The sequence below is a fragment of the Streptomyces sp. NPDC054765 genome, assembly GCF_053612065.1.
Map to the genome: position 1 here is coordinate 70,174 of NZ_JBSHBP010000026.1, position 26,646 is coordinate 96,819.

Annotated in this window: 22 protein-coding genes; 6 read left to right on the forward strand and 16 right to left on the reverse strand. The window is 70.9% G+C overall.

Going from position 1 to position 26,646, the window contains the following annotated elements; all coding sequences use genetic code 11:
• Position 1: 1 nt before the first annotated feature.
• Genes ACWGJY_RS18655 through ACWGJY_RS18665 form a run of 3 tightly spaced genes read right to left on the reverse strand, consistent with a single transcriptional unit; the run spans position 2 to position 4,712 of the window.
• On the reverse strand, positions 2-1,333 hold the full coding sequence (locus ACWGJY_RS18655) for an MFS transporter (RefSeq protein ID WP_453261896.1): 1,332 nt from the start codon (positions 1,331-1,333) through the stop codon (positions 2-4).
• On the reverse strand, positions 1,330-3,342 hold the full coding sequence (locus ACWGJY_RS18660; protein WP_453261897.1) for a PEP/pyruvate-binding domain-containing protein: 2,013 nt from the start codon (positions 3,340-3,342) through the stop codon (positions 1,330-1,332). Before ACWGJY_RS18660 ends, ACWGJY_RS18655 begins: the two co-directional genes overlap by 4 nt.
• Positions 3,339-4,712, reverse strand: a complete 1,374-nt coding sequence (locus ACWGJY_RS18665) for an ATP-grasp domain-containing protein (protein WP_453261898.1) — start codon at positions 4,710-4,712, stop codon at positions 3,339-3,341. Before ACWGJY_RS18665 ends, ACWGJY_RS18660 begins: the two co-directional genes overlap by 4 nt.
• Before the next feature lie 333 nt (positions 4,713-5,045).
• Here ACWGJY_RS18665 and ACWGJY_RS18670 point away from each other — a divergent pair, with 333 nt between their 5' ends.
• A complete protein-coding gene (locus tag ACWGJY_RS18670; RefSeq protein WP_453261899.1) occupies positions 5,046-6,329 on the forward strand; it encodes a helix-turn-helix transcriptional regulator in 1,284 nt (427 codons plus the stop codon).
• Positions 6,330-6,526: 197 nt separating this feature from the next.
• Positions 6,527-6,925: a hypothetical protein gene (locus tag ACWGJY_RS18675; protein WP_453261922.1), complete on the forward strand. Its 399-nt coding sequence runs from the start codon at positions 6,527-6,529 to the stop codon at positions 6,923-6,925.
• Positions 6,926-7,014: 89 nt separating this feature from the next.
• On the opposite strand, the gene ACWGJY_RS18680 is transcribed toward ACWGJY_RS18675, so the two are convergent.
• The 4 genes from ACWGJY_RS18680 to ACWGJY_RS18695 all read right to left on the reverse strand — a co-directional run bounded on the left by ACWGJY_RS18680 (position 7,015) and on the right by ACWGJY_RS18695 (position 10,946).
• A complete protein-coding gene (locus ACWGJY_RS18680; RefSeq protein ID WP_453261923.1) occupies positions 7,015-7,377 on the reverse strand; it encodes a hypothetical protein in 363 nt (120 codons plus the stop codon).
• A gap of 102 nt (positions 7,378-7,479) precedes the next feature.
• A complete protein-coding gene (locus ACWGJY_RS18685) occupies positions 7,480-8,400 on the reverse strand; it encodes an HpcH/HpaI aldolase/citrate lyase family protein (RefSeq protein WP_453261900.1) in 921 nt (306 codons plus the stop codon).
• Positions 8,401-8,405: 5 nt separating this feature from the next.
• Entirely contained in the window at positions 8,406-9,467 is a 1,062-nt protein-coding gene (locus ACWGJY_RS18690) for an HpcH/HpaI aldolase/citrate lyase family protein (RefSeq protein WP_453261901.1), read from the reverse strand.
• 177 nt (positions 9,468-9,644) lie between these two features.
• The gene (locus tag ACWGJY_RS18695; RefSeq protein WP_453261902.1) at positions 9,645-10,946 is read right to left on the reverse strand and encodes a glycosyl hydrolase family 28-related protein; all 1,302 of its coding nucleotides are present in this window, start codon (positions 10,944-10,946) and stop codon (positions 9,645-9,647) included.
• Positions 10,947-10,985: 39 nt separating this feature from the next.
• Between ACWGJY_RS18695 and ACWGJY_RS18700 the strand changes: the two genes are divergently transcribed.
• On the forward strand, positions 10,986-11,717 hold the full coding sequence (locus ACWGJY_RS18700) for a CDP-alcohol phosphatidyltransferase family protein (RefSeq protein WP_453261903.1): 732 nt from the start codon (positions 10,986-10,988) through the stop codon (positions 11,715-11,717).
• 67 nt (positions 11,718-11,784) lie between these two features.
• Here the strand turns inward: ACWGJY_RS18700 and ACWGJY_RS18705 are convergent, their stop codons facing one another.
• From ACWGJY_RS18705 to ACWGJY_RS18725, 5 genes are all read right to left on the reverse strand, one after another.
• Positions 11,785-12,213 (reverse strand): adenylyltransferase/cytidyltransferase family protein, encoded by a 429-nt coding sequence (locus ACWGJY_RS18705; RefSeq protein WP_453261904.1) that lies wholly within the window; start codon positions 12,211-12,213, stop codon positions 11,785-11,787.
• A gap of 21 nt (positions 12,214-12,234) precedes the next feature.
• The gene (locus ACWGJY_RS18710) at positions 12,235-13,773 is read right to left on the reverse strand and encodes a fibronectin type III domain-containing protein (RefSeq protein WP_453261905.1); all 1,539 of its coding nucleotides are present in this window, start codon (positions 13,771-13,773) and stop codon (positions 12,235-12,237) included.
• A gap of 88 nt (positions 13,774-13,861) precedes the next feature.
• On the reverse strand, positions 13,862-15,427 hold the full coding sequence (locus tag ACWGJY_RS18715; RefSeq protein WP_453261906.1) for an oligosaccharide flippase family protein: 1,566 nt from the start codon (positions 15,425-15,427) through the stop codon (positions 13,862-13,864).
• Positions 15,424-17,106, reverse strand: coding sequence for a polysaccharide biosynthesis tyrosine autokinase (locus ACWGJY_RS18720; protein ID WP_453261907.1), 1,683 nt, complete (start codon positions 17,104-17,106; stop codon positions 15,424-15,426). The genes ACWGJY_RS18715 and ACWGJY_RS18720 overlap by 4 nt, the downstream gene beginning before the upstream one ends.
• Positions 17,103-18,605: a hypothetical protein gene (locus tag ACWGJY_RS18725; RefSeq protein WP_453261908.1), complete on the reverse strand. Its 1,503-nt coding sequence runs from the start codon at positions 18,603-18,605 to the stop codon at positions 17,103-17,105. The genes ACWGJY_RS18720 and ACWGJY_RS18725 overlap by 4 nt, the downstream gene beginning before the upstream one ends.
• A 185-nt stretch (positions 18,606-18,790) precedes the next feature.
• Between ACWGJY_RS18725 and ACWGJY_RS18730 the strand changes: the two genes are divergently transcribed.
• Positions 18,791-20,002 (forward strand): glycosyltransferase, encoded by a 1,212-nt coding sequence (locus ACWGJY_RS18730; RefSeq protein ID WP_453261924.1) that lies wholly within the window; start codon positions 18,791-18,793, stop codon positions 20,000-20,002.
• A gap of 56 nt (positions 20,003-20,058) precedes the next feature.
• Here ACWGJY_RS18730 and ACWGJY_RS18735 read toward each other — a convergent pair whose 3' ends face one another.
• From ACWGJY_RS18735 to gmd, 3 genes are read right to left on the reverse strand one after another with little or no spacing between them, the layout of a single operon-like run.
• Positions 20,059-21,183, reverse strand: a complete 1,125-nt coding sequence (locus ACWGJY_RS18735) for a glycosyltransferase (RefSeq protein ID WP_453261909.1) — start codon at positions 21,181-21,183, stop codon at positions 20,059-20,061.
• A complete protein-coding gene (locus tag ACWGJY_RS18740; RefSeq protein ID WP_453261910.1) occupies positions 21,180-21,716 on the reverse strand; it encodes a putative colanic acid biosynthesis acetyltransferase in 537 nt (178 codons plus the stop codon). The genes ACWGJY_RS18735 and ACWGJY_RS18740 overlap by 4 nt, the downstream gene beginning before the upstream one ends.
• Positions 21,713-22,726, reverse strand: a complete 1,014-nt coding sequence (gene gmd / locus ACWGJY_RS18745) for a GDP-mannose 4,6-dehydratase (protein WP_453261911.1) — start codon at positions 22,724-22,726, stop codon at positions 21,713-21,715. The genes ACWGJY_RS18740 and gmd overlap by 4 nt, the downstream gene beginning before the upstream one ends.
• 177 nt (positions 22,727-22,903) lie before the next feature.
• On the opposite strand from gmd, the gene ACWGJY_RS18750 reads away from it, so the two are divergent.
• On the forward strand, positions 22,904-23,848 hold the full coding sequence (locus tag ACWGJY_RS18750) for a GDP-L-fucose synthase family protein (protein WP_453261912.1): 945 nt from the start codon (positions 22,904-22,906) through the stop codon (positions 23,846-23,848).
• Between the two features lie 70 nt (positions 23,849-23,918).
• Here the strand turns inward: ACWGJY_RS18750 and ACWGJY_RS18755 are convergent, their stop codons facing one another.
• Positions 23,919-25,268, reverse strand: coding sequence for a sugar transferase (locus ACWGJY_RS18755; protein ID WP_453261913.1), 1,350 nt, complete (start codon positions 25,266-25,268; stop codon positions 23,919-23,921).
• 552 nt (positions 25,269-25,820) lie between these two features.
• On the opposite strand from ACWGJY_RS18755, the gene ACWGJY_RS18760 reads away from it, so the two are divergent.
• A complete protein-coding gene (locus ACWGJY_RS18760) occupies positions 25,821-26,552 on the forward strand; it encodes a ribonuclease H family protein (RefSeq protein WP_453261914.1) in 732 nt (243 codons plus the stop codon).
• The last annotated feature ends 94 nt before the right edge of the window (positions 26,553-26,646 follow it).

Below are 26,646 nucleotides of genomic sequence, written 5' to 3' on the forward strand. Positions count from 1 at the left end.
CTCAGGGGTTTCCTGCTGTGGCGACCAGCTCCGGGACCGGCTCCGCTGCCGGGCGCTCACGGGGCCGTCCCGGGGCCCGCCGCAGCACCAGCTGCAGGACGAGCATCACCACGCCGGTCACCACCGCGCTGTGCCACAGCAGGGCCTCCAGCCGCCCGGCCGAGAGATAGGCACCCGCGGCGACCGCCGCCAGCGCACACACCGCCCGGTCCACGATGCTCTCGACGGACAGCAGGGTGGCCCGTGGCGCACCCGCCGGGATGGCGTCGTTGACCAGCTTGCGCTGGAGGGGGTAGGCGAAGCCGGTGACCGCGGCGAACACGCACAGCAGGGCGATCACGGTCCAGGGCCCGCCGAGCGTACTGCCCGCCAGCGCGGCCGCCATCGCGAGACTGAGCAGCGAGACCCAGGCCACCGGTGACAGCCGTGCGCCGAGCCACTGCGGCCGGGCCGAGGCCACCGCCTCCGCCACGGTCATGGCGGCCAGCACCCCGCCGTGCGAGCTCTCCGGGATGCCGTGGTCCAGCAGCACCGGCTGGAACAGATTGACCTGGCAGATCCGCGAGAGCGTGAAGACGGCCACGCCCTGCACCATGAGCAGCGCGAGCCAGGGGGTGGCGCACACACAGCGCAGCGCCGTGCCGGCATCGCGCAGAAACGCGAGCCCGCCGCGCGAGGTCTCCTTGGCGCGGTCCCGGCCGCCGTGCCGCGTCGTGGCCTGCCGCGGCAGCACCACGGCGCAGACGAGCGAGCCCGCCGCGCTCGCGGCGCTCAGCACGTACGGCGTGGGATGTGCGACGGCCATCAGCGGACCGACCAGCGGCCAGCACAGCACCTTCGCGGCCAGACCCAGCGCCCGCGCCTGCCCCTCGGCCTTGAGATAGTGCTCGCCCGCGCCCTCGGCCTCCAGACCGTCGTAGAGATAGGCGCTGGCGGCGCCGGAGGTCAGCGAGCGGCCGGCGGCGATCGCCAGGAAGTGCACGAGGAAGCCGGTGTAACTGGGGGAGAGGACCGGGGCCAGGTTCGCCGCGGTCATCACCACGGCACCGGCGCGCAGACAGTTACGGGCACCGATACGGTCGGCCACGATCCCGGTCGGGATCTCGAAGAGGCAGAACGCGATGTAGTAGATGCTCTGGATGCCGAAGATCTGCCCGTCGGAGAGCCCCGACTCCCGCTGGTAGGCGTAGAAGACCGGCATCCACCACAGCAGGTTGAACAGCAGCTGGAAGCCGTTGTTGAGCCGGATGATCCGCCGGGCCCGCGGTGGCAGGGGCGCCCCCGCGGCCCGGGGACGGCGGGCGCCTCGCAGGCCGGTGAACGCGCGGATCACAGCGCGTAGGGGCGGATCTGAACCAGGCGGAAGTCCCCCTGATCGGTCATCAGCCACTCGATGTCCAGGGGATGGTCCACATCGATGTCGCTGAAGTGGGACTGGAGCAGCCGGCCGGTCAGGGCCAGCCGGGCCAGCTTGTCCCGGGTGGCGACGGGCAGGTCCTGGCCGGACGAGCCGAGCGCGACGGTGCGGCCGCCGCCCTCGACGGTGTTGTACAGGTACTGCAGCGGCAGCGTCGTCCCGTCGACGACCGTCTCCGGCGAGCCGGGGGAGCAGTTGAGGTAGACATTGCGGAAGTCATTGCGCCTGGTCGGGTCGCAGGTCACCAGGACACCGCCGAGTTCCGCCGGCACATAGCGCTGGATGATCACGCCCATGTAGGTGTCGTCGAGGGAGATGCCCGCCTGATGACGCAGCCGGACGCTGCGCGGTGACAGCAGGGAGGCCCACACCTGGCGTACCGCGTCCAGGAGTTCGTCCGCGCCGTGCACATGGCTGATCGAGTCGTAGACCCCGGCCGCGGAGAACCCGGGCAGGTCCTCGGCGTTGGACGAGGAGCGCACCACGAGACGGTTGCCCGCGTCGGGGCCGTCCGGCAGGGCCTGGGTGATCTGGCGGGTCACCTCGTCGGGCATGGGGGTGTTGCGGATGAGCTGCTGCAGATGCAGACAGAGCGAGTCCAGCACCTCGACGGCATCGAGTTCGAGGGCCATCTTCAGCTTGCCGAGGCCCTGTTGCACGGCCGGCGAGGAGGTCAGGAAGCGGTGCTGCAGGGCGAAGGGGAGGGCGATCCCGTCGGGCGCGGCGATGGTGCCGGCCACGAAGTCGGCTGCCGACGTCTGCAGTTCCCCGGCGGGCGCGCCCGGGATGCCCAGGCGGGCCGCGAGGTGGCCGTAGAGGTCCGTGCGGGGCGGCCTTTGCTGCCCGTAGAAGGCGGTGAGGTCGGCGGTGCGGCTGTCGAGGACGTGATGGAGTTCCCCGAGGTTGGCCGCCTTGGTCCCGTACCGGTCCTGGTCGGCGCGGCGCAGCCGGTGCAGGAACAGCGCGGGTACGTCCTCCAGCAGCGGCGGTTCCATCCGGATCCGCTGCTGGTGCCAGGCCGGGGCGTCCAGCGCCGGGGCGTGAACCAGCGGGACGAGGGTGATCTCGTCGTCCTGCACCCGGTAGCGGATCCACGCGTCGTCCAGGCCCTCCGCCTCGACCAGGCGCTCCAGATCGCGGACGATCGCGTTGGGGATGCCCCAGCCGGAGGCGAGGACATTGGTGTGCGAGAGCGGTGTACCGGGCGCGGTGTTGAGGAACCCGGCCACCCGCGGCACATCGTCCGGCAGCGACGGCATGGCCACGATGTCGGACCAGCCCAGTCCGCCGGCCGCGGCCGCGTACTCCTCGGGCGTCCGGAAGTAGCGGAGCCGGCCGATGGCCTCGCCGGGATTGAGCGGGGTACGGGTGCGGTTGCCGAACAGCTCATGGCCCAGGATCCGCGGCACCCGGACATCGCTGATCGCGGCGAGTTCGTGCTCCTGCCCGTGGTTCGCCGGCTTCAGCAGCAGCGGCAGCCGCCCGTCGACCCGGTGGCGGACGAAGGTGTAGAACTCCTCCAGCAGCCGGCCGTTCATGGTGTCGGCCTCGGTCGTCTCCAGGACGAGGAAGGGCCGCTCCCGGCCCTCGGAGTCCTCGTCGGTGTGCAGCGAGAGCACACCCAGCAGGAAGCGGCGCTCGGGGTCCATGTAGACCGAGGCGTTGAAGGCGTCCAGGCAGGAGTCCAGCGCGTCCAGTTCCATGCCCAGGACACGGGTGGCGATGTAGTTGACGTGGAACGGGTGGGCGGCGGTGTCGAGCAGATGCCAGGTGTTCTCGATGCGGTCCACCACCACCTTGAGGTACGGGTGGCCGGCCAGGACACCCGAGAGGGTGCGGAACAGCGGCAGGGAGAGGTTCTCGCCGACGACGGTGCGGTCGGTGACCGGGCCCGGCGCGCCGGAGGGCAGGACGGTGGTGGTCATGAGTGGGCCTCCGTGGTGCCGTGCGGGGGGAGGACCTGCGGCAGGGCGTCCACCAGGGCCCGGAAATCGCGGATCACGGTCTCCGGGTCGGCGGCGGACAGCAGACACAGCGCCGCCATGGTGTTGGCGCCCGCGGCCGGGTCGTACACCGGCACCAGCGTCCCGTCCGGGAGGGAGTTCTCGGCGACCACGGACAGCCGGCTGCCCGCGCTGACGGGCACGTTCTCGCGCACCGTCGGGAAGTCCCAGATGCGCCGGTCCGGCCAGGCGTCCCCGGCGCCGTCGACGGCCAGGACGACCAGGGAGCCGGCCGCGCCGTCCGCCTCCTGGGGGGTGCGGGTCTCGGTGGGCCAGGAAACCGGGCGCCCGAGGAGATGGTCGGTGAGCATACCGATCAGGTCCAGGCCGAAGACCTCCTCGATCTGCGGGACGGTCATCGCCCCGCCGAACCGGGCGGCGGTCTCGATCACCCACATCCGCCCGTCGGCACCGAGCTTGATCTCGGTGTGCGTACCGCAGTTGCGCAGTCCCAGTGCGTCGACGGCGTCGCGCGCCAGGGCCACGATGCGCCGCTGGGCGTCGTGCGGCAGCGCGGCGGGCGTGATGCCGGCACGCTCGGTGAACGGTTCCACCGTCGGCATCCGCCCGCTGAGACAGACCGGACGGAACTCCCCGTCCACGACGACGCCTTCGACGCTGACGTAGTCGCCCCACCCCTCCTGGTCGAACCACTCCGCCGCGGTACCCGCCACGATCTCCTCGACGAGGAAGTCCGCGCCGGCACCGGCCACATGAAGCTCGGCGTACCCCAGTTGCGCGGATTCGGCCATCACCTCGCGCGCCCGCTCCCAGGCCGCCCGTACCTCCCCGGCGCAGCGGATGGTCCGGTGCGCGGTCGAGCCCGCGCTCCAGGCGGCCTTCAGCAGCAGGGGGAAACGGAGCGTGGCGGCCGCGTCGTGCAGATCCTGCTCGGTGGCGACGGGGCGGAACCGGGGCTGGGATATCCCCTGGTCCTGCCAGGTGCGCCGCATCATCCGCTTGTCGCGGGCGAGCGCACAGGAGCTGCCCGCCCCGGCCAGGCCGAGCTTCTCGCAGGCCTCCGCGACCGCGACGACCGCGTACTCGGAGAAGGTGACGACCGCGTCCGCGCCCACCGCCTGGGCCCGGGAGACGATCAGGGACACCAGGTCGTGCCGCTCCGGCTCGGAGGGGCTCAGCACCGAAGCGCACAGCCGGTCCGCCGACGCGGCCACGGACGGTGGGAGCGCGCTGAGCGCCAGCAGGTGCACTGCCGACCGTGCGGCGACCCGTGACAGGGCGTACCCCAAGGGCGGTCCACCCTTGGCATACACGAACAGCACCTTGCTCACTGGAATCCGACTCCTCTTCATACGGGTATGGACCATGAAACGGCCGAGGACGCCCGGGGCTCACCTCCAGGCGTGTTCCTCAAGCGAAGCAGCCATGCGGCACACGGTTCCCCGCATCGGGCCGCAACCGCTCAGGCAAATGCCAGAGTTGTGGATACCGTCGGTCCGCCGTGAAGGTTCCGTGATGCCGTATGGCGGCCGGACCAGCGCAGAGGTGCGCGGGTGCCGCCAGATCGGCCGAGAACCGGGCATGCCACAGCACGCTGGGGGATACGCATGGCGATGGCGCGCCATCCGAACCCGTTGAACTCTTCATCACCAAAGGGGCCCGTCGTGGACGAGACCAGTCTGAAGTCGCTGCTCGAACACCTTCCGGTGTCCTGGTGGGAGGCCGATCGTGAGCTGCGCGTGATCGACAGCGGCGGGGGCGCCTTCGACGACACGGTGACGGCACAGCGGTTCCTCGACACCGTGCGCAAGGAGCTCCCCGAACCCGCCGCATCGCTCGAAACCAGCCAATGGCAGGCCCAGTTCGACGGTCGTGTCTTCGATGTGAACTGGCCCCTCGGCGTGCCCCGGCAGGGCCGCTCCCGTGGCCTGGCCGTGGAGGTGGGCACGCGCGGCGCCGGCGCCCGCAGCTACGACGCCTTCGCGGACCTCGCCCCCGCCGCGGCCTTCATCCGGGACGCGCACGGGCGTTACCTCTGGGCGAACCACGCCTACGCCCATCTGTACGGGACCACACCGGAGCATGTCATCGGCGAGTGCGTCGCGGACGTCGACGGCCCCGCCGACGCCGCACAGGTCCTCGCGCTGGACCGGGAGGTACTCGCCCGCGGCAAGCCCGTGCGGCACACCCTCACCTACCACCGCTCCGACGGCAGCAGCGGCCAGGCGGCCGGCCATCGGTTCCCCGTCCGGGAACGGGGACAGACCTGCGTCGCGGGCATCTACGTCGACATCAGCGACTACACCCGCGCCCTGCGCCAGCGCCGGGAGGCCGAGGAGAGCCTGCATGCGCTGCGCGATCACAGCGGACTGCCGTGCGCCCTGATCTCCGCGGGCGGACGGATCCAGCAGGCGAGCGCGGCGGCCGCCGAGCTGCTGCAGACCCGGCTCTCGGACCTGGTCGGCCGCCGTGCGCAGACCGTGCTGGCGCCCGCCTCGGAGTTACCGGGGCTGCGGCGCAGCTGGCACGATCTGATAGCGCGCCGCAGCCGGCGGATCCAGACCTCCGCGGTGCTCCTGGACGCCCGCGGCCGCCAGCGCCGGGCCCGGCTGCATCTCACGACGGTGGGCCGGAGCGCGGCCCGTGCCACGAGCGTCTGGGCGGTCGTCACCCACCAGGGGCTCGCCCACGAGGTCCATCCCCAACTGACGGCCAGTCAGGTACGCATCCTGTCCCTGCTGGCCGCCGGCCGCAGCAACGCGGAGATCGCCACCTCCCTCCACCTCTCCCGGCAGACCGTCGACTACCACCTCAGCCGCCTGCGGGACCTGCTGGACGCCCCGACCAGACCCGCCCTCGTCGCCCGCGCCTATGTCCTCGGCATCCTCGACCCCCAGTCCTGGCCGCCCCGCTCGGCCACGGCCTGTCATCCGCACAGCGCCACCTGAGAGGCGGACCGCCGGACGACGCCCGAGCCCACCGGGCCTACGGGGCAGGGCACGGCGGATCGTTGGGCCACCCGGCTGATTGTGGCCGACGGGCGTTTCGCTCCCCGCGGGTTGAACGACGATGCGGGCCGCTCACGGCAGCACGATATGGGTGGCAGCAGAAGGCTGAAGAGGCGAGGAGCGTCGTGAGAAGAACCATGCGGGCGGGAAGCGTCATCGGGGCGTGCGGGCTGGTGCTGCTCGGCAGCGGAATCGCCCACGCGGTGACCATTCCGGACTCCCTGCTCTCGGCGGCGGCGGACGCCGGTCTCGGCACTGTGACCGGCACGGTCCAAGGGGTGGTCTGCAACAACCGCCTCGGCCACATCCACTACAAGTCGCCGGTGCTCCGGTCGGGCCACGCCTGCATCAACGGGCCGGTGCACAGTGGTAACAGCCTGCACAGCGGCAACTTCGTCAACCACGGGAACCCGAACGGCAGCGGCAACCTCGCCAACACCAACGGGTCCACCAACAGCGCCGACTCCGCCTCGGGTTCTTCGACGGCCAGCAGCAACAACATTCAGCGCCTCCTCGGCGGCCTCCTGTTGCGCTGACCCGGATGCGGCGCCGGCGGATTCGGCACCGGCACCGGCACCGGAACCGGCCCCCGGGAAGCGGGGGCCGGTTCCGGTTCAGCGCGGGGTCACACCGTCTGGTTGCTGCCGCTGCCGATGCTCTGCGCGTTGTTGCTGCTCTTCGTCGTGGGGCCGGACGTCTCGTCCTTCGAGTTGGTGTTTCCGTTGGTGTTGGTCGGGCTGCCGCTGTTGCTGGCGTTGTCGCCGATGCGGACGTCCTGTCCCCTGACGTTCCCGCTCCTCAGCGGCCCGTTGACGCAGAATCTGGCCCTCTGCCCGCAGCGGAGACTGGCGTGGACCCTGGAAACGGTATCGCTGTTCGTGATCCGGTCCCCGTCGGAGGACCCGGCCCATGCCTGGGTGGGCGCGACCCCTCCGGCGGTCAGGAGCAGACCGCACGCTCCTGCAATCACGAAGTTGATGCGTGCCATGTTCTTCACAGTGTGCTCCTGCACCTCATGGTTGGTCCCCGGGATGTTGCTATCCCGGATGCCCGTATCCACCAAGCAGGAGCAACGGCCCGTCCCGCGTATTCACCCTGTCCGATGACGGGGTTCACCGGGACGGCCCCCGGCCCGCTGAGCGCGCCCGGCGAGCGCTTCGGCGAGGGCGAGGATCCTGCGGGCGTCCTCGACGTGCAGGTTCTCGATCAGCCTGCCGTCGACGGTGACGACCCCGCGTCCCTCCCGGGTGGCCTCCTCGAAGGCGTCGATGATCTTCCGCGAGCGGGCGATCTGTTCCGTCGACGGGGCGAAGACCCGGTTGCACGGTTCGACCTGCGACGGATGGATCAGCGTCTTCCCGTCGAAACCGAACTGCCGCCCCTGAACACACTCGGCCTCGAACCCCTCGGGGTTCTTCACGTCGTTGTAGACGCCGTCCAGGATCACCTTGCCGGATTCGCGGGCCGCCAGCAGCGCCAGCGACAAACCGGTCAGCAGCGGGGCCCGGCCGGGGACGTGCTCCGCGTGGAGTTCCTTCGCCAGGTCGTTGGTGCCCATCACGAGAACGGTGAGCCGTTCACCGGCGGCGGCCACCGCACGGGCGTCGAGCATCGCGCGCGGCGTCTCGACCATGGCCCACACGGCCGTATGGTCCGGAGCGCCGGCGGCCTCCAGGGCACGCTCGACATCCCGCACGGTCTCGGCGGAGTCCACCTTGGGCACCACCACCGCGTCCGGACCGGCCTCGGCGGCGGCCCTCAGGTCATCGGCATGCCAGGCGGTGCCCGGCCCGTTGACCCGGATCGCCACCTCGCGGTAGCCGTACTCACCCGAGGCCGCGGCGGCCGCGACCCGCATACGGGCGTCGGCCTTGGCGTCGGGCGCGACGGCGTCCTCCAGATCGAGGATCAGGGCGTCGGCGGGGAGGGACTTGGCCTTCTCCAGGGCGCGTTCGTTGGCACCGGGCATGTAGAGCACGGAGCGGCGCGGCCGCAGGATCGCGTCGGACACGGAACTCACTCCTTTTCGGCCGCGGCGTAGGCGTCGCACAGCTCGGGGTCGCGGGCGGCGAGGGCGTCGGCGAGTTCGGCGACCACCTGGCACTGCTTGTAGGTGGCGTCGTCCTGCATCTTGCCGTCGATCATCACCGCGCCGGTGCCGTCCCCCATGGCCTCGATGACCCGGCGGGCCCAGGCGACATCGGCGGGAGCGGGCGAGAAGACCTGCTTGGCGATCCCGATCTGCACCGGGTGCAGGCTCCAGGCGCCGACACAGCCGAGCAGGAAGGCGTTGCGGAACTGGTCCTCACAGGCGGTGGTGTCCTTGATGTCACCGAACGGCCCGTAGTACGGCAGGATGCCGTGCGCCGCACAGGCATCGACCATGCGCGCGAGGGTGTAGTGCCACAGGTCCTGCTGGAAGGTGGCCCGCGGCGCGGCGCCGTCCTCGCCGTACGGGTCCTCGCGGACCAGGTATCCGGGGTGGCCGCCGCCGACCCGGGTCGTCTTCATCCGGCGGCTGGCGGCCAGGTCGGCGGGGCCGAGCGAGATGCCCTGCATTCGGGGGCTCGCGCCCGCGATCTCCTCGACATTGGCCACACCGGTCGCCGTCTCCAGGATGGCGTGCACCAGAATCGGCCGCTGGACCTGCGCCTTCGCCTCCAGCTGGGCCAGCAGCCGGTCGACGTAGTGGATGTCCTCGGCGCCCTCGACCTTGGGCACCATGATGACGTCCAGTGTGTCGCCGATCTCGCCGACGAGGGTCACCAGGTCGTCCAACGCCCAGGGAGAGTCGAGGCTGTTGATCCGGGTCCACAGCTGGGTGTCACCGAAGTCCGTGGCCTTGGCGATGGTGACCAGACCCGACCTGGCCGCCTCCTTGCGGTCCGCGGCGACCGCGTCCTCCAGATTGCCGAGCAGTACGTCCACGGTGGGCGCAAGGGACGGCACCTTCGCGGCCATCTTCTCGTTGCCCGGGTCGAAGAAGTGGATCATCCGGGACGGCCGGAACGGTACCTCGCGTACCGGTGTCGGCGCCCCGACGGCCAGCGGGCGGAAGAAGTCCTTCGCAGAGCGCATACAGTCTCCCTGGTCGGCTCGGAGGGCGGTCCGCCGCCGGGTGCCGGCGGCCCATTGCGGGCCTCACTCTAGGCCCGCACACCGCTCACGCTACTGGCCAGTAGATGTGCCGTTGATCACCGTGACGGGACGGGCGGCACCGGCGGTGACCGCCGGTGCCGCCCGCCCGCGGCCCGCTCAGGCCCCGAGGCAGTCGACGAACGTCACCCGGTCGCCCGCGCCCTTGATGAAGTCCTGCGGGGAGTGATTGCGCAACCGGCACATGTCGTAGCGGGCCCGGGGACCGGCTCCCCCGCCGTCCGGTTCGTACGCGTGCTGCCCGGACAGCTGGCACGAGTCGTAGCGCACCAGCGGTCCCTGCTCCCCGATGCGGTAGCGGTGCGGGCTGCTCTCCGCGGCGAAGGCCTTGAACGCATTCGCGGTGTCGTCGCAGTCGTTGAAGTGCACCGTTCCGCTGTCCCAGGCGCAGTCGATCACCACGGTGTCCGGGTCGCGCACCTCGAAGCGGATGTCTTCGGCATGGAAGCGCTGTACGGAGTCGTGGTGCGGACCGCGCGGAAAGCGGAAGAAGGTGCTGGTGCGCCCGTAGTCGCCGGAGTCCTCGGGACGGCGGCCGGTGACGATGTAGGAACCGCCGCGGCAGGTGATGGAGCCCCCGTAGGGGAACTCCAGGAAGTTGCCCCAGGCGTACTCGACCTTCATATCGTTGAACCAGTAGTTGAGGAACTGGTCCTGCTGCGGGCGGCTCAGTGACTTCTGCGACAGGCCGGAGTACAGGAACGCCTTGCGGTAGGCGCCGCCCACCCGGCAGGCGTCCCAGCGCATCTCCGAGTTGGTGTTGCTGCCGTCGAGGGCGACCCCGTACGTCCACTCGCCGGTCCACTCGCACTCGGTGAAGCGGTAGTCCTGCGCCTGGCCGGTCGAGTAGGAGTAGAAGAACGAGGCGCCGGGGGTGGCGGCGGCGAAGCCCATCTGCTCGAACATCACATTCGCCCAGCTGTCCTCGTTGCGGCACAGATAGGCGTTGTCGGCCCGGTGCGGTGCGAAGAGCAGCTGGGTCATGCGTTTGCCGGCTCCGCGGAACCGTAAGCCATTGGCCTTGAGCCTTCCCCCCTGGGCGTTGAGCAGGGCGTTGGGGGCGCGGATGAGGTACGTGCCGGCCGGTACGTCGATCACGGTCCGGCCCACGTGGTCCCAGACCCGGCCGGCCGCGTAGGAGTACGCGCGGGCGAACGCCCGGCTGTCGTCGGTACGTCCGTCGCCCTTGGCCCCGAAGTCCGCCACCACGTCGATGACGTCCTTGCCCTTGGGCTTGTGGCCGGTGACCACGGGCGCCTTGGCGTCGTCGGACGACTGCCGGGAAGCAGCGGCCGGAGCGGAGTCGCACCCGGTGAGGGCGGCGGCGAGCGTGGCGGCCGTGCCCGCCAGCATCGTCCGGCGGGAGGCGCCACCGGTTGACGGGGAGGTTCTGCCTGCCATGATGTGCTCCTTCGGGGGTCCATTCATCAGGTGGGGGACATGAGCCAGTTCGGATATGCGATCAGAGAGCTGTCGGCGGCCCAGAAGTCCGCGAAGGGGGTGTCCCTGTATTCGCGATATGTGAACCGGCCGGCCGGCCGGGTGTTAGCCGCCGTGGGCTACACCCTGAGACTGACACCCAATCAAGTCACCATGATCAGTGCGGTGTTCACCTTTGCCGGGGTGGTCATGATTGCCGCGCTGCGCCCCTCGCCCGCTGCGGCGGCCGGGATATTCGCGGTCCTGTTTCTCGGCTTCGCCCTCGATTCCGCGGACGGGCAGCTCGCCCGGCTCACCCAAGGCGGCAGCGCCGCGGGGGAGTGGCTGGACCATGTGGTCGACTGCGCGAAGATGCTGGCCCTGCACATGGCCGTGCTTCTCTCGTTCTACCGCCACTTCGGTTTCTCCGACCCTCGCTGTCTGCTCATTCCCGTCGCATTCCAGTTCGCCGCCGTGATGGTCTTCTTCGGCGGCATCCTCACCGAACAACTCAAGCGCGCCGACCGGCTGAAGAACGGCGCCGGCGGCCCGGTGCCCGCGGCACCCGGCTCCACGCTGCGCTCCGTCGCGCTGCTCCCGGTCGACTACGGGGTGTTCTGCGCGGTGTTCCTGCTGTTCGGCAGCCGGGACCTGTTCATGGCGGCGTACTGCGCTCTGCTCGCCGCGCATGTCCTGTTCATGGTGGCGTTCCTGGTCAAGTGGTACCGCGAATTGTCCGCCCCCGGCCGCTGAGGGGCCGGGGACGGACAAGGCCGGGGCCGGCGGCCTGGACAGCGCGCCAGGCCGCCGTCTCACCGGGTCACGCCGAATTCGCGAGCCCATCGAGCACCGTGCGCAGCAAGGAACTGGAGGTGTGCACGGTGTAGGGGAAATAGATCACATCGACCCCGACCGTCGCGAAATCCCGTTCGAGCTTGTCGCCCTTGCTCGTCCCCCGCCAGTCGTCGCCCTTGAAGATGACGTCGAACCGCACCTGCTGCCAGGTCTCCAATTTGTCGGGCACCGTCTCGACGAACGCCGCGTCCACGAACCGGACACTGCGTACGATCTCCAGCCGCTCGGTGAGCGGAATGACCGGTGCCTTCCCCTTGGCCTGCGTAGCCATTTCGTCCGACACCACACCGGCCACCAGATAGTCGCACTGGCTTTTGGCGTGCCGGAGAATGTTCAGGTGCCCGACGTGGAAAAGGTCATAGACCCCGGGTGCGTAACCTACTCGGTGCGTCATTTGCCCCCCACTTGCCTGCGGTCAGTTCCCGGCGGTCACATATACCGGGCCATTGCGCCCCGAGACATTGGTGCCGTCGGTGACCTCGATCGAGTAGCGGTGCCGGGACCCGGGCTCCACGGTGTCCGTGAAGCTCATGTGGGGCCGGTTCCAGTAGCGCGAGTCCTGGTTGAGCGAGGTCAGATACGCGCCGTCGCGGTAGATCTTGTAGGTCAGGACGCCGTTGTCCCGGTCCCACGAGGCCTTCCAGTTCAGCGTGATCCTGCCCCGGGACCCGCTCGCGCCGCTGAGCAGCGGCACCTGCGGCGCCCCGGTGTCCGGCGCCGCCGCGAACCGGGTCAGGCCCTGCTGCGGTGCGTCGTTGACGGTGGTGAACTCACCGCCCGCCCACAGGATGCCGTCCGCCATGGTCAGCGCCCGCGGGCCGATCTGCTCGCCGATCCCGTCATTGGTGTCCGGGAACCACGGCAGGATCGTCTTGTCGGAGATCGACTGCGCCAGGAAATGCTGGCGGTTGTTGATGTCCGTGAAGCCGCCCGGAGTGTTGGAGCAGTCGTGCGCATGCGAGCCGCTGTAGAGCACGCCCTTGTACGGCAGCACCGCCTGGGTGGCGCCCAGGCAGGTGTCCTTCCACAACTGCGCACCGTCGGACAGCCGTCCGGCCGCCCGGCCGTCGAAGACCCCGCCGCCGGTGCCCTCGGCGCCCAGGTAGAAGTTGGTGCCGTCGTTGACGAGCGACTTGACGGCCGATCGGCTGGGGATCCAGCCGGTGAAGGTGTCGACGACCCTGCCGGTGGTCGCGTCCAGCCCGGCCAGTGCATGCACGGTCAGCAGGCTGCCGTTCACCGAGGTGAACCGGCCGCCGATGATGACCTTGTTGAGCTGGGGCGCGACCGTGATGGCGTTGACCGCCGGCGTGGGGTCGTTGCCGATCGAGGAGCCGCGGATCGTCGCCTTGAACGGGAGCAGCGTGCTGTCGGGCCGCAGCGCCGCGATCCGCTCGCGGGTCTGTCCCTGGACGGTGGCGAACCCTCCGCCGATGTACACGGAGTCGGCGGTGACGTCGATGGCCCGTACGGTCGAACTGACCGTGGGCTTCCAGTCCGCACCGATCGTGCAGTCGGCGGTGTTGAGCGCCGCCGTGTTGGAACGGCCCACCGGGCCGGCCTTCCCGAACGAGCCCCCGATGTAGATCATCGAGCCGTCGGGCGAGGCCTTCATGGCCCGGATCGTGCCCGTGCCGCCGGTGAACGCCGGGGCACACGGCAGCGGTTGCCCGGTCTTGGCGTCGAACGCCGCGAAGTTCGTACGGGCGACCTCATGGGTGCCGGGGGCCGCCCCCGGCGGCCGGATGTGGTTGAACGTGCCTCCTACGTACACGATGCCCTTGGCATAGGCCATGGCCCACACGATGCCGTCGGTCTGCCAGGTGCTCAGCGGATCGGCGGTCAGTGTGGTTTCACCGGTGGCCTGAGCGGGACCGGCGGAAAGTGCTGTCGCTGCGGTACCCAGTACCGCGGCGGCGAGCAAGAGATGGACGGGTCTGCTTCTTTGGCGCACAGGTCCCCCCTGGAAGCATGGCGCGATGGGAATTGTCGGGATAGGAAGCGGGAACGAGACGATTTCTGTGCGGAAATGAGTCCGGTGTTCATCGCGAGTTTTCCGAACCACGCTTGCGTAGCGCACCGAAGAACTCCCCTACCCCCAGCGGCACACGATAGCGCCAGATGGCAGCGCCGAAAGCCCCAATCGACAAAACAATTCCCAAGAACGCGCCAGGAACGCTGTCCCCGAAAAATGTCCGCATGGCGAACACCGGGAGTGCCACCGCCACGACGCCGACCAGCACGGCGTACACATAGCCGCGGTCGACGGCGCGAAAGCCCAGCCGGTAGCGGGCCAGCAGCGCCGAGGCCCCGTTGTCCACCACGATCGCCAGACCCCACGAAACCGCCGCGCCCAGCACCCCGTAGCGCGGCACCAGCCATACCGCGCTGCCCAGTTGGACCACGAACGCGGCGCCGGCGACAGTCAGGTTCCAGACGCTTCGTCCCGCCATGAGGATGACCGTCTGCGCGTTTCCCACGCCGACGTTGACCAGGCAGGCCACCGCCAGCACCACCAGGCCCGCCGCGCCACCGGAGAAGCCGGGCCCGAAGAGCGACAGGACGGTCCGCGGATAGGCGGCGAGGACGAGGAACACGGGCCAGGAGAAGAGCGCGATCCAGCGGGTCGACAGCCGGTGCAGATGACGGGCCCCGTGCGCGTCACCGCCCGCGAGCAGACGGCTGATCTGCGGAGCCACCGCCAGCCGGATCGCCAGTTGGAGCAGCGTCCCCGCGGTGACCAGACGACCGATCGCGGTGTAGACACCGGCCTGTGTGGCGGAGCCCAGCGCCGACAGCAGGATCACACCGATCCATACCGCGGTGATGTCGAAGACCGACGAGACCGCCCGCGGACCGGCGAAGGCCCAGAACTCCCTTCCCTGCGGCGGCGGCCGGCCGGTCCCCGGATGCGCACGGCCCGACCTGCGCAGTGAGACACCGGCGGCCACCGCACCCAGCACCCCGGGCACGAGCCAGGCCGCGGAGACCGCGGTCACGCTCGGCACGAGCAGGACCAGCGGCACCGCGAGCAGCACCCGCAGCGCCGGTTTGCCGATCTGCTCCACGCCCACGAAGGGCACCACCGAGCCGTATCCCCGGGTGGCCCCGAGCAGTACCAGCGCCACCGTCGTCACCGGCAGGAACACCGCGAACAGCCGCATCAGCGCGGCGGCCCGGCCCGGGTCCAGATCGGGCAGCAGCAGGCCGGCGAGACCGGGGGAGCAGAGCAGCACCGCCGCCCCTGCGGTACTCGCCAGCAGCGTCGGCAGCACCGAGATCCGTAGCAGCCCCGGTACCCCGGCGCCGCCGCTGAGTTCCAGGTCCCGCGAGACGAAGCGGACCAGGGCGGTATCGGCCCCCAGCTTCAGCGCATTGCTCAAGATGGTGAAGGCCGCGACCCCGGTGAAGACCGCACCGGCCCCGCGGGCCCCGAGACCGTGGGTGACGACGGCGACGAGGACGAACCCGAACAACGCGTTCGCCGCCGAGCCCGCCAGGGCGAAGAGACTGCCACGTGCGGTCGTGCCGACCCCGCGTCCGGCGGCCGCGGGCGGTCCCGGTGCCGCCGGCGCGTCGCCGGAGCCTGCCGGGCGAAGGGCCGTCATCTGCGCAGCGAGGTGGTGTCGGTGTCGAGCGGGGCGCTCTCCAGCGGCGCGGGGCCGGTGCCGGGCAGGGTCGGGCCGGGCAGCGGAGACGGCGTCACCGCGGCGGCCCGCGAGTGGCTCCGGCCGCGTTTGCGGTGCGTCGGTCCGCCGTCGGTCAGCCGGCGCAGGGACGGCCCGTGGCTGCCCTTGTCCAGGACGGCACCCAGGATGTGCCCGCCGGCCCCGGTGATCAGCTCCCACACCCGGTCCAGATCGTCCCGCCGGACCTCGTTCAGATCGCAGACCACCACGACACCCGCCGCCTGCTTGGCGACGGCCAGCCCGTCCGCATGCGACAGCAGCGGCCCGGTGACCACCACGACATTCTCGTTCGGTCCCGACGGCGCGTTCAGCAGCCGCGCGAACTGCGGTGAGGACAGCGCGCGCGCCGGGTTGGGCACCTCCCGGCCGGGCAGCAGATCGAAGCGCCCGTCGACGCCCGCGTCCACGGCGAGCCGCTCGCCCTCCGCCCAGCTGCCCGGCACCGGACGGCCGTGGCCGGGGTGCAGCGGGAGCCGCTGGGCGAGCCGGGGAGTACGCAGATCGGCCTCGACCAGCAGGATGTCATTGCCGATCTCGGCGAACGCACCGGCCAGGTTGACCGCGACCGAGACGGCATCCGCGTTCTCCCGGGGGGCGACGATGAGCAGGCTGCCCCGTCCGGCGAACCGCTGGTCGTGCGCCAGCCGGAAGGCGATCGTGCGGTAGGCCTCCGCACGGTTGCCGCGGCCGCTGCGGCCGACCTCCAGCAGCTGGGTGCCGCCCTGCCGGCGCGGCAGGATGCCCAGCACCGGTGCCCGCAGGTTGTCCTGCACATCCGCCACCGACCGGACCCGCGGTTCCAGCACCGAGCGGACCCAGGCCGCCAGGATGCCCAGGACGAGACCGATCACGGCCCCGGTGAGCAGCAGCATGACCAGACCGGGACTGGAGGGGAACGCCGGCGGATCGCCCTTGCGGACGATGTCGCCGGGGGTGGCGTCCAGGGACTTGAGGCTGGAGATCCGCCCCTGCAGATCCGCTATCTCCGAGACCAGACTGCTGCGTTCGGACTCGTCGGTGGCCCGCCCCGACCCGGCGCTCTCGCCGGCGATCCGCCGGTCCAGCACCTTGCGCTGCTCCTGCAGCGGCTTGAGTTCGGTGCCGAGCTTGCTGACGGTCGTGTCGATCCGATGGGTCGCGGTGTCCTGCCGGTAATCGAGATACGCGTGCACGAAGGCGTTGACACGTGCGGCCGCCCGGTCCGCGGAGTCCGCGCTGTACTCGAACATCAGCGTCTGGGTCTCGGGCGGATTGCTCACCCGCAGATCGCGCTGGAGCGTGGCCGGGTCCGTGTCGAGCTTGAGGGCCTTGGCCGCGGCGGACGCGACCGAGGCGCTCTGGGCGATCTGCCGCTCGGTGCCCATGCTGATCTGCTTGTCCGCCGAGACACCGCCGGCCTCGAAGGGTGCCGTACTGATCGCATGCACCACCACCTCGCCGGTCGCCGTGTAGGTCGAGCCGCCGAGCAGGGACACGGCGCCGCCGCCGAGCATGCCCAGCACGAGCCCGAGTACGAGCAAAGCGCGGTACCGGAAGAGCTGGCGCAGCTGGTCACGGATCTGGTCCGGCTCCTCCGCGGGCTCGTCGAAGACGCTCACGTACGTGCTCCTCCTGTGGGTAGCGGTGAGGCGACGCGGTGCGCTGTGGACATCGGTGCGCACACGGACTCCTGCGGGGACGGCGGCAGGACCCGCCGTCCCGGTTTACGGGTGATCAGCAGCGGGATGCACACCAGCAGCGCGAGCGGGCCCACGATGGCCATCAGACTGCCGCGCAGCAACACCAGCTGGTAGAAGCCGAAGGCGGGCACCAGCAGCGCCGCCAGGGTGCCCCGGCGGCGCCGCAGCCGGTGCCGGAGGCCGTCGATGCGCCGCCCGACCGCGCCGACCAGAGCGAAGACGGCGATGACCGACGGGAAGCCGGCCCACATATACGTCTCGACCCACAGCGGCGCGGACAGATTGGTGAAGGTGTAGCCGGCATGCCGGGCGAGCAGGATCCCCGCGTCGTCGGGTTTGCCGGGCCATGCGGCGCGCGGCACGAAGAACAGCGGCGGACCCAGCGCGGCCGTCGGGGTGAAGCCATGGGTACGGACATAGTCCACACCCGTCTCGATCTGCTGGAACGCGTCATAGTCGCCGTTGGAGGTGAACTGCTCGGCGAGCGAGACGACATGGACGGGTTCGCGTTTGTCGTAGCGGAAGTAGTCGCTGTACGGGAAGACCACCAGCACCACCGCCGCCACGGCCGCCGCACCGAAGCGGAAGGCGCGCGGCCCGCGCATCCAGGACGCGCTGAAGACCAGCGCCAGCAGCACCGTCCCGGCCCAGAAACGCGGCTGGCTGATGGGGTTGTTGACGGTGACGTTCACCGCGATCAGCAGCGGCAGCAGCAGCCACCGTAAGCCGCGCAGCGTCCGGTCCCCCCTGGTGAACCGCGGCACGTGCAGCAGCGCCACCAGCGCCCAGAACGCCGGTACCGAAAGAGCCCAGGCCGCCATCGCCCGGTCCGCCGACCCGGCCGGTTCCGCCGCTGCCGCCGCCTCGTTGGCCGCCTGCCGGCTGAGGAAGAACGCCGACAGCCCGCCCTGGCCGGGAATCAGCACGACCACCAGCAGCAGCGCCAGCCCGCACAGCAGCAGCACCCGCACCGGCGACAGCCGCCGCGCGAGGAGCGGTTCGAGGACCGTGGAGGTACGCGCCGACCGCCATGACGCCATCGCGGAACCCGCGCTGTACGCCAGAAGTCCCGTCTCCACCAGGACAGTTGACACGAACCCGGTCTGTGCGTCGACGACGAAGCCCCGCGGATAGGCGTCCGTCGCGAGCATGGCCAGCGGCGCAAGCCCCAGCCATACGTACGAGAAGAGCCAGAAGCCGAAGGCGATCACCCGGGCCCGGACATCCGTCAGCACCCGGGCCAGCGCCGCACCGGTGTGCACCACCACCACGCACTGCACGGCGAGCGCGGCGCCGAAGCGGGTGTCCGTCGACTGCAGGATCACCACCGGCAGCAGCACCACCAGCAGCAGCGCCCAGCAGCCCAGCGCGGCGATGCCCCGCACCGGCCGCGCGCCACTTGGTGTTCCGGGCATCATCGGCCCACCTCCCCCCAACTCCCCACCAGAGAGCACAATCTAAGGGACTTCGGGAAACAAGGTCGCCTTCGGGACACAATCGCAATCCAATTCACAGCCCGCGCACCCCGGCGGGCTCCTACGATGACCGCACATCCAGAGGGGGGCCAGTCTTGGAAGACTCGTTCGCGGGCCGGTGTGTGCTTGTGGTCTCGACCAACTACGCGCCCGAACACACCGGCATAGGGCCGTACTCGACGCAGATCGCCGAGCACCTGGCCGCATCCGGCGCCGATACCCATGTCCTCGCGGGCATGCCGCACTACCCGGCCTGGCGGGTGGCGGACGGGTATCGCGGCCGATGGCGGATACGTGAGCGCCGTGGCGGAGTCACGGTGCACCGCCGGCGGCACACCGTACCGCCACGTCAGACCGCCTTGCGCCGGGCGTTGTTCGAGGCCGGCATCCTGGCGCACGGTGCCGTGGCGCCGCCACGCATCCGCCCCGACATCGTGCTCACCCAGATGCCCAGCCTGGCCGGGGGAGTGCTGGGCGGGCGCCTCGCCCGGCGGGCCGGGGTACCGCATGTGGTCGTCGTCCAGGACCTGATGGGGGCCGCCGCCGAACAGAGCGGCATCCAGGGCGGTGGCCGGGCCGCCGCCCTGGCCGGGGCGGTGGAAGCCAGGGTTCTGCGCGGGGCGGCCGTCGTCGGGGTGGTGCACGAGTCGTTCGTGGACCGGGTCACGGCGATGGGTGTGCCGCGCGCACGGGTGCATGTGGTGCCCAACTGGACGCATGTGGAGGGCCCGAGCGGCGACCGGCAACGGACCCGGGCCCGGCTGGGCTGGTCCGACCGGGACACGGTGGTGCTGCACGCCGGCAACATGGGCCTCAAGCAGGGGCTGGAAGTACTGGTCGAGGCCGCCAGGCTCGCCGACCAGGAGGCCGCGCCCGTACGGTTCGTGCTGATGGGCGACGGCAACCAGCGCGCGCGGCTGCAACAGCTCGCCTCGGGCATCTCCTCGTTGTCCTTCCTGCCGCCCGCCGACGCCGAGGACTTCCCCGAGATACTCGCCGCCGCCGATGTGCTCGCGGTGACCCAGAAGGCCTCCGTGCTGGACATGAGCCTGCCGTCCAAGCTGACCTCGTACTTCATGACGGGCCGGCCGGTGATCGCCTCGGTGGCCGCCGAAGGGGGCACCGCCCAGGAGGTGCTGCGCTCGGGCGCGGGGACGGTGATCGCCCCGGAGGACCCGAAGGCGCTGCTGGCGGAGGTCCGGGCGCTGGCGGACGACCCCAGGCGGGCGTCCCGGCTGGGAGCCCGCGGTCCGCAGTATGCCGAGCAGCGGCTGAGCAGCCGGGCCGGCCTGGAGCGGATCACCGCTCTGCTGCGGACCGCGACGGCGGCGAGCCGCTGAGGGCTGTCCCGTAGCCGCGGGGTGGCGAGGGCGGAGAACGCCCCCGCCACCCCGCCTCATCCGGCGCCCGGCCGGGTGAGGGAGGCGTACCGCTCCTCCAGATGGTCGGTCACGGCCGCGACCGAGAACTCCGCCTCGACGGCCGCGCGGCCCGCGAGGGCGAGGCGCTCCCGCAGCGGGCGGTCCTCCAGGAGCCGCAGCACCGCGTCCGCCAGCTCTTCCGGCGAACCGTCGGTCACGAGAGCGGCCTCGCGCCGCCGGAGAGCGGCGGCGATACCGCAGCTGTCCGTGCAGACCACCGGCGTGCCGACGGCCAAGGACTCCAGCACGCTCATCGGGAACGGCTCGTCGACGCTGGGCAGGACGTACACGGTGGCCCGCGCGGTCCGCCGCATCGCGGCGTCGTGCGCGAGGGCCCCGTCGTACGTCACCACCTCGCCGAGCCCCTCGTCGGCGATCAGCCGGCGGACCTCGGCGAGCCGTCCCTCGTCCGAACCGTGCAACGTGAACGACACCTCGGGCCGCTTGCGGTGCACCAGCGCCGCCATCCGCACAAAGGCCTCGGGGCGTTTGCGGCTCTGCAAGCGGGCGAGGAAGAGCACATCCGTCTCGCTCCGCTCCGCGTCGAGGGGCTGGGCGCGGACCCCGTTGGGGAGCCTGACCAGGCGCGGCCCGCGCGGCCCCAGCACCTGCCGCAGCCCGGTCTCCTCCTCGTCGGTGAGCACCAGTGCCGCGGCCGCCCGCCGCAGCAGCGGGAGATAGACCCGGTCGAAGAGCCGGGCCACCGCCGAGCGGCGGGGCTGGACCATGCCGTGTGTCTGCACCACGAAGGGGCGGCGGCGCAGCACCGCCACCGCGAGTGCGGCCAGCGAGACCAGATCCCGCCCGGCGTGCAGATGGAGGGCGTCGGCCCGGCCCGTCCGTCGCCAGAGCAACGGCAGCAGCCCCGGGTGGAACAGGCCGAGGAACCCCTGCCCCGGCACCAGGGTGCGGGCCGGCCGGGCGCGCAGCGGTACCCCGTCCACGGACCGCGGGGGCGCACCCCGCCCCCGCCACAGCGAGACCAGCTCCACTTCGTGGCCGCGCGCGGCCAGTTCGCCCAGCTGCCCGGTGGCCACACTCACCGGACCGCCGTACGCCCCGTCGTCGCTGACCAGGGTCACGACATGGGTGATCCTCATACGCCACCCCCGGTGGTGTGCACGGCTCCCGGAGGCACATCGCGGTGGGCGACCGCGCCGGCCCCGACCACCGCGCCCGCCCCGACGGTGACACCGCGCAGCACCATGGCGCGGGCGGCCACCCAGGAACCCGGCTCCAGACGGATCGGCGCATTGTCGAACTCGAAGGTGGGCGAACGCCGTTGATGGCTCCCGGTGCACAGCACGGCGCCCTGGGACACACAGACGTCACCGGCGATGGCGATCGGCTCCAGGTTGATCAGCCAGGAGTCCTCCCCGATCCAGACGTCATCACCGACCGTCAGCTTCCACGGCCACTGCACCCGCACCCGGTGCCGGATCAGCACCCGTTCGCCGACGCGGGCGCCGAAGGCCCGCAGCAGCGGGGGACGCAGCCGTGGCGGGAACCACCACTTCATGAACACGAGGTTCAGCACGGCGAACCAGGCGGCCTGGGCCAGCAGCCCCCGGCCCTTGTCGTAGCCGGCGCCGGTGAAGCCGCGCAGCCGGCGGGCGGTGGCGGGAGGTGTCATCGGTCCACCCGCACCCGGTGGCCGGAGAGCTCGTCCGCCAGCTGCCGCACATCCGACTCGACCATGATCCGCGCGAGTTCGTCGAACTGCACCTTCGCCGACCAGTCCAGCAGGCGCTTGGCCTTGGACGCGTCGCCGATGAGCGCATCCACTTCGCAGGGCCGCTCGTACTTCGGGTCGAAGCGCACATAGCGCTCCCAGTCCAGTCCCACCGTCCGGAAGGCGGCCTGCAGGAAGTCGCGCACGGTCGCGGCCACGCCGGTCGCCACCACATAGTCGTCGGGCTCGTCCTGTTGGAGCATCAGCCACATGGCCTCCACGTACTCCGGGGCGTAACCCCAGTCGCGGACGGCATCGAGGTTGCCGAGGTAGAGATGCTCCTGCAGGCCCGCCTGTATTCGGGCTACCGCGCGGGTGATCTTGCGGGTGACGAAGGTCTCGCCCCGCCGCGGGCTCTCGTGGTTGAAGAGGATGCCGTTGACGCCGAACAGGCCGTACGCCTCACGGTAGTTGACCGTCGACCAGTACGCCATGACCTTGGCGCAGCCGTACGGGCTGCGCGGGTGGAACGGCGTCGTCTCGTTCTGCGGTGGCGGGGTGGCGCCGAACATCTCCGAGGACGAGGCCTGGTAGAGCCGGGTCTGCACCCCGCCGGCGCGGATGGCCTCCAGCAGCCGTACGGCGCCCAGCCCGGTCACATCGCCCGTGTACAGCGGTGCGTCGAAGGAGACCCGGACATGCGACTGGGCCCCGAGGTTGTAGACCTCGTCGGGCTGCACCTCACGCAGCAGATTCACCAGGGCGACGCCGTCGGACAGATCGACATGGTGCAGCAGCAGCCGCCGGTCCGGGGTGTGCGGGTCCTGGTAGATGTGGTCGATGCGCTCGGTGTTGAAACTCGACGAGCGTCGCATCAGCCCGTGGACTTCATAGCCCTTACCGAGCAGCAATTCGGCGAGATAGGAACCGTCCTGACCGGTGATTCCGGTGATAACCGCGGTTTTCGGCATGGCTTCCCCCCACGAGAAGTGATGTACATCGGGATTCTTCGATGGATTTCCCACGCGCCGGCGGACCGCGGGGCGTGGACGCTACCCGCTCCGTGGCCGGTGGTCGAGCGCGGAGTGCGGCAGATATTTCCTGAAATAGCCGGTGGACGTATCGGGTTCACTGACACAATCCGGCCCATGGATGACTTGCTGCCCACACCCGCTCGCGTGTTCGTCGCGGGCCACAGAGGTCTGGTGGGATCCGCCGTGGCCCGGCGGCTGACCGCCCAGGGCTATGACGTGCTGACCCGTACGCACGCGGAGCTGGACCTGCGTGACGCCGATGCCACCGCGGCATTTCTGCGCGCGGCCCGGCCCGATGCCGTTGTCCTGGCGGCCGCCAAGGTCGGCGGAATCATGGCCAACAGCACCTACCCCGTGCAGTTCCTGGAGGACAATCTGAGCATCCAGCTCAGTGTCATCGCCGGCGCCCACCAGGCCGGCGTCCGCCGGCTGCTGTTCCTCGGATCGAGCTGTATCTACCCCAAGCACGCCGCCCAGCCCATCACCGAGGACGCCCTGCTGAGCGGCCCGTTGGAGCCGACCAACGAGGCGTATGCGATCGCAAAGATCGCCGGCCTGGTCCAGATCCGGTCCTACCGCCGGCAATACGGTGCCTCCTTCATCTCCGCCATGCCGACGAACCTCTACGGGCCGGGTGACAATTTCGACCTCGAAACCTCGCATGTCCTGCCGGCGCTCATCCGCCGGTTCCACGAGGCGAAGGAGAAGGGGCTCGCCGAGCTCACGCTCTGGGGCACCGGCACCCCGCTGCGCGAATTCCTGCACGTCGACGACCTGGCCGCGGCCTGCGAAGTACTGCTGCGCCGCTACGACGGCGAGGACACCGTCAACGTCGGATGCGGCGAGGACCTGACCATCGCGGACCTCGCCTCCTGCGTCGCCTCCGCGGTGGGGTACGAGGGCCGGATCACCTTCGACCCGTCCCGTCCCGACGGCACCCCCCGCAAACTGCTCGACATCGGCAAGATGCGTGCGCTGGGCTGGTCGCCCACCATCCCGCTGGCCGAGGGCATCGCCCGGACCTACCGGGCGTGGCAGGCGGAGCCGGCCCGGGTGTGACCGGGCCTGTCCGGTGGGGTGCGTCCGGCGCCCGCCCCTCGGCGGGACGCCGGACGCACCCGGGCACGCCCTAGTACGCACCGCGCCCGTCCACGACGGCCCGCACGGTCCGGACCAGCACACCGATGTCCCGGGCGTAGGACCAGTTGTCCACATAGCTCAGGTCCAGTGCGACGGTCTCGTCCCAGGAGAGATCGGACCGCCCGCTGACCTGCCACAGACCGGTCAGCCCCGGTTTCACGGATAACCGGCGGATCTCGGTCCCGTCGTACCGCTCGACCTCTTCGGGAAGCGGGGGCCGGGGGCCGACCAGGGACATATGGCCGGCCAGGACGTTGAAGAGCTGGGGCAGTTCGTCCAGCGAGAAGCGGCGCAGCAGCCGGCCCACCCGGGTCACCCGGGGGTCCCGCCGGATCTTGAACATCGCCCCGTCGTGCTCGTTCGCCGACTCCAGTGCGGTCCGCATCCGGTCGGCGGTGACGACCATCGTGCGGAACTTCCACATCCGGAACGGCATCAGATCCCGGCCTATCCGGATCTGCCAGTAGAACACCGGACCGGCGGTGGTGAGCCTTATGGCGGCGGCCACCGCGGCGAAGACGGGGGAGAGCAGCACGAGCAGCAGCAGCGCCCCCAACCGGTCCGTGGCCTGCTTCAGCAACACCGGAAGCCCCCGTTGCGCCGCCGGGTCTATGTGCATCACGGTCAGGCCCGCCGCCTTGGCGAGCCGGACCCGGTGCCGTGACACATCGATGAGGCCCGGAAGTATGGCCAGATTCCGGCCCCCGTCGTGCAGCGCCCAGGCCAGCCGGCGCACCCGCGCGGCGGACAACTGGCGGCCCGGCGCCACGAAGACGAGATCGGCATCGAGTTCCGCGGCACACCGCAGGACGGTCTCCCCGTCCAGCGCGTCACCGTCGGCGGCGAGCCGGGCGGGCACCGGCAGCGCCGAGTCGGTGGTTTCGTCCCCGACGAGACAGCTGCCGACGACGACATATTCGTGATCGGTGCGGTGCGCCAGCTCCGCGAGCACCACATCGACGGCGCCCGCCTCCCCGACGACCAGCACCCGCCGCAATGCCTGTGCACGACGGCGCATGGCCAGCAGATACCGGTGCACCAGCTTGCGCCGGGCCACGCTCAGCGCCAGGCAGGGCAGCAGTGCCAGCACACAGATCTCAAGGTCGGCGTCGATGCGCGCCCCCACGCAGATGACGGCCAGCACGCCCAGCATGGTCAGCCAGTCCCGTAAAGCCGGCAGCACCGCATCGCCGCCCAGCTCCGCCCTGGTGTAACGATTCTTTGACGTTCCGACGGCCAGCCACGACAGACAGGCCAGCGCCGCCGTGAGCAGTGGCTGCGGCTGCCGGGTCACGGCGCACAGCACGCCGACCGGCACCAGGGCGCCCAACGCGTCCACGGCCAACGCCACCTGCAAGAGCCCCCGTTCCGTCGGCTTGCGCCTGCCTCCCTCGTCGCGCTCCGGCGCACGATCCAACTTGGCTGTCCCGGCAGGTGATTCGATCACCCGTGATCCGGCAGCTTCGAACAACCCCATGGCCCCCCACTTGGTCGTCCCCGCACTTCCGGCGCGGCTGGAGCTCCCCGGCCACACAACCGCCTCCGTGTCGGACGTGACGCTAGAGCACGTTGCGCCCGACTGCTGTGGTTTACCTAATTTGAGTGTTCTTGTGTCCCATTGTTTATAAGCCAACGGACCCGCGATCGGGTTCCGGCCGCCGTTCCGGCCACCGCCACCGGGCGGCCGCGGGGCCCTCGTACCCGCTGCCGGACATTCCGGCGTGCCCTGGCCGGCCCCCCGGCAGGCCGGCCAGGAACAGTGACCTCTTCACTTCCGCGAACATGGCCACACCGGCCGCCGTGCCCGGAATGACGCGGCAGAACGCCGGATCGATCACGTCGGCACGGGGCGTCCGCCCAGGCGGCTTCGCCCGTTGCATCCCCGGCTGGCATGATCGCGCGCATGGCTGAATGCGTGATCGCCGCATGTGACGGCGCGTCGAAAGGAAACCCCGGGCCCGCCGGCTGGGCCTGGGTCATCGCCGACGGTACGGAGACCGTCGTCCGGTGGGAGGCCGGGCCGCTGGGCACCGCGACCAACAATGTCGCGGAACTCACGGCACTGGAACGACTGCTGGCCGCCACCGGGCCCGCCGTTCCGATGGAGGTCCGGATGGACTCCCAGTACGCGATGAAGGCAGTCACCACCTGGCTGCCCGGATGGAAACGCAACGGGTGGAAGACCGCCGCGGGCAAGCCGGTCGCCAACCGGGAACTCGTCATGCGCATCGACACGCTGCTCACGGACCGCTCCGTGGAGTTCCGGTATGTGCCCGCACACCAAGTGGACGGCGACCCGCTCAACGACTTCGCCGACCGGGCCGCGAGCCAGGCGGCGGTCGTCCAGGAGGCCGCCGGCAGCGAGCTCGGTTCCCCGCAGCCGCCTCGTGCCCCCGACACCGTCCGGCCGGGCGGCGCCCGCCGAGGCGCCTCAGGGGCGGCAGCGAAGACGGCATCCGCACCTAAACGGCGCAGCTCCGGAAGCCCGGCGCGGACCCTCAACGCCAAGTTCCCCGGACGCTGCCGCTGCGGACGCTCCTACGCGGCGGGCGAGCCCATCACCAAGAACCCGGAGGGCTGGGGGCACCCCGCATGCCGCACCGGCGCGGGCGGCGGGGACTGAGTTCCTGCGGCGGCTCACGGAGGCAGACGGTCCGGGTGTGCCGGACGCCCGGACCGTCTGCCCAGGCCGCCGGTGACCGCGGCCGGCGCGGCCC

Coding starts and splice junctions, on each gene's coding strand:
- ACWGJY_RS18735 (WP_453261909.1), bottom strand. CDS start 21,183: ATGAGGATCACCCATGTCGTGACCCTGGTCAGCGACGACGGGGCGTAC.
- ACWGJY_RS18740 (WP_453261910.1), bottom strand. CDS start 21,716: ATGACACCTCCCGCCACCGCCCGCCGGCTGCGCGGCTTCACCGGCGCC.
- ACWGJY_RS18660 (WP_453261897.1), bottom strand. CDS start 3,342: ATGACCACCACCGTCCTGCCCTCCGGCGCGCCGGGCCCGGTCACCGAC.
- ACWGJY_RS18715 (WP_453261906.1), bottom strand. CDS start 15,427: ATGACGGCCCTTCGCCCGGCAGGCTCCGGCGACGCGCCGGCGGCACCG.
- ACWGJY_RS18690 (WP_453261901.1), bottom strand. CDS start 9,467: ATGCGCTCTGCGAAGGACTTCTTCCGCCCGCTGGCCGTCGGGGCGCCG.
- ACWGJY_RS18705 (WP_453261904.1), bottom strand. CDS start 12,213: ATGACGCACCGAGTAGGTTACGCACCCGGGGTCTATGACCTTTTCCAC.
- ACWGJY_RS18695 (WP_453261902.1), bottom strand. CDS start 10,946: ATGGCAGGCAGAACCTCCCCGTCAACCGGTGGCGCCTCCCGCCGGACG.
- ACWGJY_RS18725 (WP_453261908.1), bottom strand. CDS start 18,605: ATGATGCCCGGAACACCAAGTGGCGCGCGGCCGGTGCGGGGCATCGCC.
- ACWGJY_RS18700 (WP_453261903.1), top strand. CDS start 10,986: ATGAGCCAGTTCGGATATGCGATCAGAGAGCTGTCGGCGGCCCAGAAG.
- ACWGJY_RS18680 (WP_453261923.1), bottom strand. CDS start 7,377: ATGGCACGCATCAACTTCGTGATTGCAGGAGCGTGCGGTCTGCTCCTG.
- ACWGJY_RS18760 (WP_453261914.1), top strand. CDS start 25,821: ATGATCGCGCGCATGGCTGAATGCGTGATCGCCGCATGTGACGGCGCG.
- ACWGJY_RS18675 (WP_453261922.1), top strand. CDS start 6,527: ATGCGGGCGGGAAGCGTCATCGGGGCGTGCGGGCTGGTGCTGCTCGGC.
- ACWGJY_RS18750 (WP_453261912.1), top strand. CDS start 22,904: ATGGATGACTTGCTGCCCACACCCGCTCGCGTGTTCGTCGCGGGCCAC.
- gmd (WP_453261911.1), bottom strand. CDS start 22,726: ATGCCGAAAACCGCGGTTATCACCGGAATCACCGGTCAGGACGGTTCC.